This window comes from Microcoleus sp. F10-B2, from assembly GCF_036704965.1.
In the GTDB taxonomy this organism is placed as follows: domain Bacteria; phylum Cyanobacteriota; class Cyanobacteriia; order Cyanobacteriales; family Microcoleaceae; genus Microcoleus.
In genome coordinates this window covers 1-4889 of the sequence record NZ_JAUBTB010000182.1, presented here as the reverse complement: position 1 = coordinate 4889, position 4889 = coordinate 1, and the positions used below count along the sequence as shown (strand labels likewise).

The 4889-nt window shown below is 45.5% G+C and carries 4 protein-coding genes and 1 pseudogene; 4 read left to right on the top strand and 1 reads right to left on the bottom strand.

Features of this window, described 5'->3' with window-relative positions:
• The first annotated feature begins 478 nt into the window (after positions 1-478).
• Positions 479-859 carry a hypothetical protein gene (locus tag QUA99_RS32190; RefSeq protein WP_333245471.1) on the top strand — a complete coding sequence of 127 codons (381 nt, stop codon included), beginning with the start codon at positions 479-481 and terminating at the stop codon, positions 857-859.
• A gap of 160 nt (positions 860-1019) precedes the next feature.
• Here QUA99_RS32190 and QUA99_RS32185 read toward each other — a convergent pair whose 3' ends face one another.
• On the bottom strand, positions 1020-1829 hold the full coding sequence (locus tag QUA99_RS32185) for a phytanoyl-CoA dioxygenase family protein (protein ID WP_333245473.1): 810 nt from the start codon (positions 1827-1829) through the stop codon (positions 1020-1022).
• A gap of 169 nt (positions 1830-1998) precedes the next feature.
• Here QUA99_RS32185 and QUA99_RS32180 point away from each other — a divergent pair, with 169 nt between their 5' ends.
• From QUA99_RS32180 to QUA99_RS32170, 3 genes and pseudogenes are all read left to right on the top strand, one after another.
• A complete protein-coding gene (locus tag QUA99_RS32180; protein ID WP_333245475.1) occupies positions 1999-3447 on the top strand; it encodes a RecQ family ATP-dependent DNA helicase in 1449 nt (482 codons plus the stop codon).
• A gap of 195 nt (positions 3448-3642) precedes the next feature.
• Entirely contained in the window at positions 3643-4608 is a 966-nt protein-coding gene (locus tag QUA99_RS32175) for an RluA family pseudouridine synthase (RefSeq protein WP_333245478.1), read from the top strand.
• A 30-nt stretch (positions 4609-4638) separates the two neighbouring features.
• Positions 4639-4889, top strand: a pseudogene (locus tag QUA99_RS32170) (hypothetical protein); the annotation flags it as partial.

Genomic DNA, 4889 nt, shown 5'->3' with positions numbered 1-4889 from the left:
GAAACATCGCTGTGCTTATCTAAATCTAGCTATGAGCTAAACAGTATTTATACTCATTGCATATTTGAGATGCTCCCGAAACTATCACGTTCCGTTTTGGAGATCAGTGGAGGAGGCGACTCCTTCACTGACTTTAATTTTGTCAAAAACTGTCAGTTAGACGGGGTTGGCCTGCGGACTGGTGAGTGCCGATACTGCCAGAATGAAACTGGAAGTAAGCTCTCAAGTCCAATTTTGTACAAAATTGGGTAGCTTTGGGTAAGTCTTATGTAACGGAATGAGAATCTGCGTCCCCTAGGGTCGAGGGCGTATACGGTGTGGTGTCCCTAGAAAATTTCTAGAATTTGCCGATCGCCAAAGTAAACTAGCTCAACACCTGAAATGATGTAAATACCTTGTTCCGCTAGAAAGTGTCTAGAAAAAGAGGGATGAGGGGCTTAAAATAACGTAATTATGTAAATTTATTCCACATCAAGCAATGCTTACTGAAATTTTTCCCTTTAGTTTTGCCATAGATGCAACTGCGATCGCGGGTGCCTCCTTGTGGTCTTTAGCCCTGTACTGGGGCCTGTCGCCCCTCACTGAATGGGTAATTCTGCAACTCAACCGCTGGATGAATTTTGCGGAAAGATCCCTCTACACCTCGGAAGCCGAGTTTGAAAGAACCCGCCAAGCCAGAGAAGCCCAAAATGCCTTTTACGCTTCGCTGTTAAGCATTCTGCCCTTTTTGATTGCGGGCGGATTGTGCAATTGGGGCGTCGAATTGTCTCTGGGTACTGGTTGGGCGGTATCTATGGGTACGATCGCCTGTATTGGCGGCGGCGTGTACGAGCTCGGCCGCCGAGACGGTCAATCTTAAGCGATTTTAGATTTGGGATTTGGGATTGCTCAAGATATTCGGAGATTTGCCGGCCTCTAGAATTGCTAGTCATCTCAAATCCAAAACTCCAACTCTCGAATAAATATGACATTTCCCGTTTATTTATCGATCGCGCCTCAAACAAAATTAGCAATGTATTTTAACCGTAACCTGACTCAGGATGTTTGCCTAAAAGTCGCAGTTGCCGTTCAGTAGCAGTAGCCAGAATTTCGGGATTGAACTGCCACGGCCAAGGCGAAAATTTCTGTGCAATGTCGCGGTGGGAATAATGCACTTGCAGCATATAACGAGTGCGATCGGTTGTCGTATTTCTGCCGCCGGAATGCCAAATTTCACTGCGAAAAAATAGCACATCTCCTGGTTGACACAATACTGGTTCTGCGGAGTGTCCGTTCCAAGTTTCTTCCCCGCGATCTGGTTTGCGACCAGACTTATGACTGCCGGGAATAATATAGGTAGGACAGAGGTCTTCCGTGACATCGCTGAAATAAAAATGGGCCGTGCAAATCAATACCGGGAGTTGAAAAGTGCGGTCGGCAAACACGCTTTCGGGCAAAGGTACAAATACGCGATCGGCATGAATCCGCCAACCGTCATAACCGGGCTCACTTTTCCACGCAGTCATGCCAATAATATGGCAATCGCTGCCCATTAATGCTTCGGCTAATTCAATGATACCCGGTCGATCGGCATAGGAAAGCCACAGCCGATCGCGATTAAACACGCACTTAAAATGTTTGTTTAATTCACTCCAACGGCTGCCATCGAGTCCGAAGGGTTGCAGGCGATCGAGTGCTTCCTTGGTTTGCACCACTTCCGACGGACTGAGTACACCAGGAATCAGCGCAAAACCATCTTCATGCACTGCTTTTGCGAGACCTGCGCTATCGAAAAGATCGCAAGTCTTTTGCCGATAGCTGAAAACTTCGCTTAACGTGCTGGCGTTCATAATTCAAAAAGTAAAATTATTAACTGTTATTAAATTAACACTTATTCTGCTCGATACTTGCATACCATGAAACCAGTCACCCGGCTTATTGGTACATCAGAACTTACACAAAATTTAATTATGTAGGGCACGCACTGCTCACATTACTTCTAATTTGGGCATAAATCAAATGAAATACCAACCAGAACTAACCTCATTAAATCAAGCCCGCGCCGCCTTCCAAAAAATCTGGGGATACGAAGATTTTCGACCACCGCAAGGAGAAATAGTTAGCAGTTTGCTAGCAGGAAAAGACACGCTGATAATTATGCCGACAGGTGGCGGCAAATCAATCTGCTTTCAACTGCCAGCTTTGTTGCAAACAGGCTTAACTTTAGTGGTTTCGCCGCTAGTCGCACTGATGGAAAATCAAGTGCAAGAATTGCGCGATCGCAATCTGCCCGCTTCCCTCCTCCACAGTCAATTGCCAACACAGCAGCGCCGACAAACTATGCAATCGCTGCAACAAAACAAATTAAGATTGCTGTACCTGTCTCCAGAAACATTACTCAGCAAACCTGTTTGGGAAATTATCACTCAGCCGCACATCCAAATCAACGGTTTAATATTAGATGAAGCTCACTGTTTAGTGCAGTGGGGCGATACATTCCGACCAGCTTACCGGCGTTTGGGAACAGTGCGACCTGCTTTGTTGAAAGCTAAACCAGCAAACAGTAAAATTGCGATCGCCGCTTTCACCGCTACCGCCAACCGTGAAGCACAGCAGACAATCAAAAATGTGTTGCAACTGCATAAGCCAGAAGCATTTCTGCTAAGTCCCTACCGTTCTAACCTGCACCTGCAAGTGCAAACAGTCTGGACGCCCAGAGGACGCAAACAGCAGTTATTAAATTTTATTAAAGCTCGACCAAAACAAGCAGGTTTAGTCTATGTCCGCACTCGAAAAGATAGCGAAAACTTGGCTGATTTGTTGAAAGAAGCAGGTTATGAAACAGCAGCATATCATGCAGGTTTAAGTCCAGAATCACGACGAAAAATAGAAAAAGCTTGGCTGAACAATGAGCTGAAATTTGTGACTTGTACCTCAGCATTCGGTATGGGAATTAATAAGCCAGATGTTCGGTGGGTTGTTCACTTTCAAGCACCTTTGCTATTATCAGAATACATTCAGGAAATTGGTAGAGGCGGACGCGACGGCAAATCGGCGATCGCCTTGACATTGATTAGCGAACCGACGGGTTTGCTTTATCCCGAAGATAAACAAAGAGCACAATTTTTTCAAGATAAATTGCGATCGCAATACCGAGAAGCTCAGCAATTAGCAAAAAAACTGCCAGTTAAAGGCGATATAGAAGCAGTTTCCCGCGAATTTCCCGAAAGCGCGATCGCCCTTTCGATTCTCCACAGCAGCGGACAATTAACATGGCAAGATCCTTTTAATTATGCGATCGACAAATCCGCACAGCAAAAAGGCGAAAAATCAAATTTTACCGCAGCGGAAGAAATGGCAAAATATATCAAACATCGCGAGTGTAGGTGGCAATTTTTGCTGGAAGCTTTTGGCTTTACCAAGGAAGCTACATCAATGCGGTGCGGCCACTGTGACAATTGTCGATAGAATTGACAAGTATACTCAAACGACTTAACCACTCCGACCAAAGAAACCGGGTTTTTTATCCAGTCTGCGGGCAAAAACGAAGTATTGCTGTGAAAAAACTCGGTTTCTCGCTACCCGTGCGATCGCGAACTAACTCACAGATGTTATGATTAAGATATTTGCTTTACACACTTGGCAAAAAATAGTAAAAAGTAAATGATAGAAACAGACACTGCGGCACAGATTTACACAGTAGAAAATACAGAGGAATTAGATCGCAGTAATGTCAATCAGCGATTAGATATTTGGCTGTCAAACCAGATACCGGACTTATCCAGATCGCGAATCCAAACCCTCATATCACAAGGCAATGTCAAAGTCAACGACGAAACCTGCACCTCGAAAAAAATATCAGTAAAAACGGGCGACCGTATCCACCTCACTTTACCGGAAGCCCAGCCCGCAAAGTTGCAGCCCGAAGCAATTCCCCTCGACATTCTCTACGAAGACGACAGCCTAATTATCATCAACAAACCAGCCGGATTAGTCGTCCACCCAGCCGCCGGCCACGCAGACGGTACATTAGTCAACGCCCTCTTAGCCCACTGTCCTCTAGCAGAAATAGGCGGAGTTCAGCGGCCGGGAATCGTACACAGATTAGACAAAGATACAACGGGTGCGATCGCGATCGCCAAAACCGACATTGCCCACCAACACCTGCAAGCCCAACTCAAAAGCAAAACCGCCCGCCGGGAGTATTTAGGCTTAGTTTACGGCACTCCCAGCACGGAAACAGGCACCATAGACCTACCCATCGGGCGGCATCCCACAGACCGCAAAAAAATGGCAGTAGTGCCAGTAGAAAAAGGCGGTCGCCCCGCAGTTACTCACTGGACAATCAAAGAAAGAATTGGCAACTATTGCTTAATCCACTATCAATTAGAAACCGGCCGCACCCATCAAATTCGCGTGCATACAGCCGAAATAAAACATCCCATTGTCGGCGACCCGATGTACAGTTCCAACCGTTCTATCGGCGTCAATTTAACAGGACAAGCCCTCCACGCATGGCGGCTGACATTGCAGCATCCCGTAACAGGAGAATTAATAGAGGCGATCGCACCTTTACCCGATCAATTCAACACGCTATTAAAAATCTTGCGCCTGCGAGCTAATATTTGATATTTTGGGCAGTTAACACTGGTAATTTCTATGTCGAAATTTGAGGAACTTTGCAAAGCTTATGCCGCATCCCGGCAAGCATACCGCGAATCCTGCGAAGCTTGTCAGGATTTTAGTGAAATTTTTATCAAGCAAATGAGCGATTATTTGGAATGCCAAATTGAAAAACAAAATCAGAAGTTTGACGAAGATGGCGTACTGCATTTTAACCCACATTCCGCAGATATTCAAGCAGATTTCATTTCAAAGAAATTCAGAATTGCCAAAACCTCAAATGATTG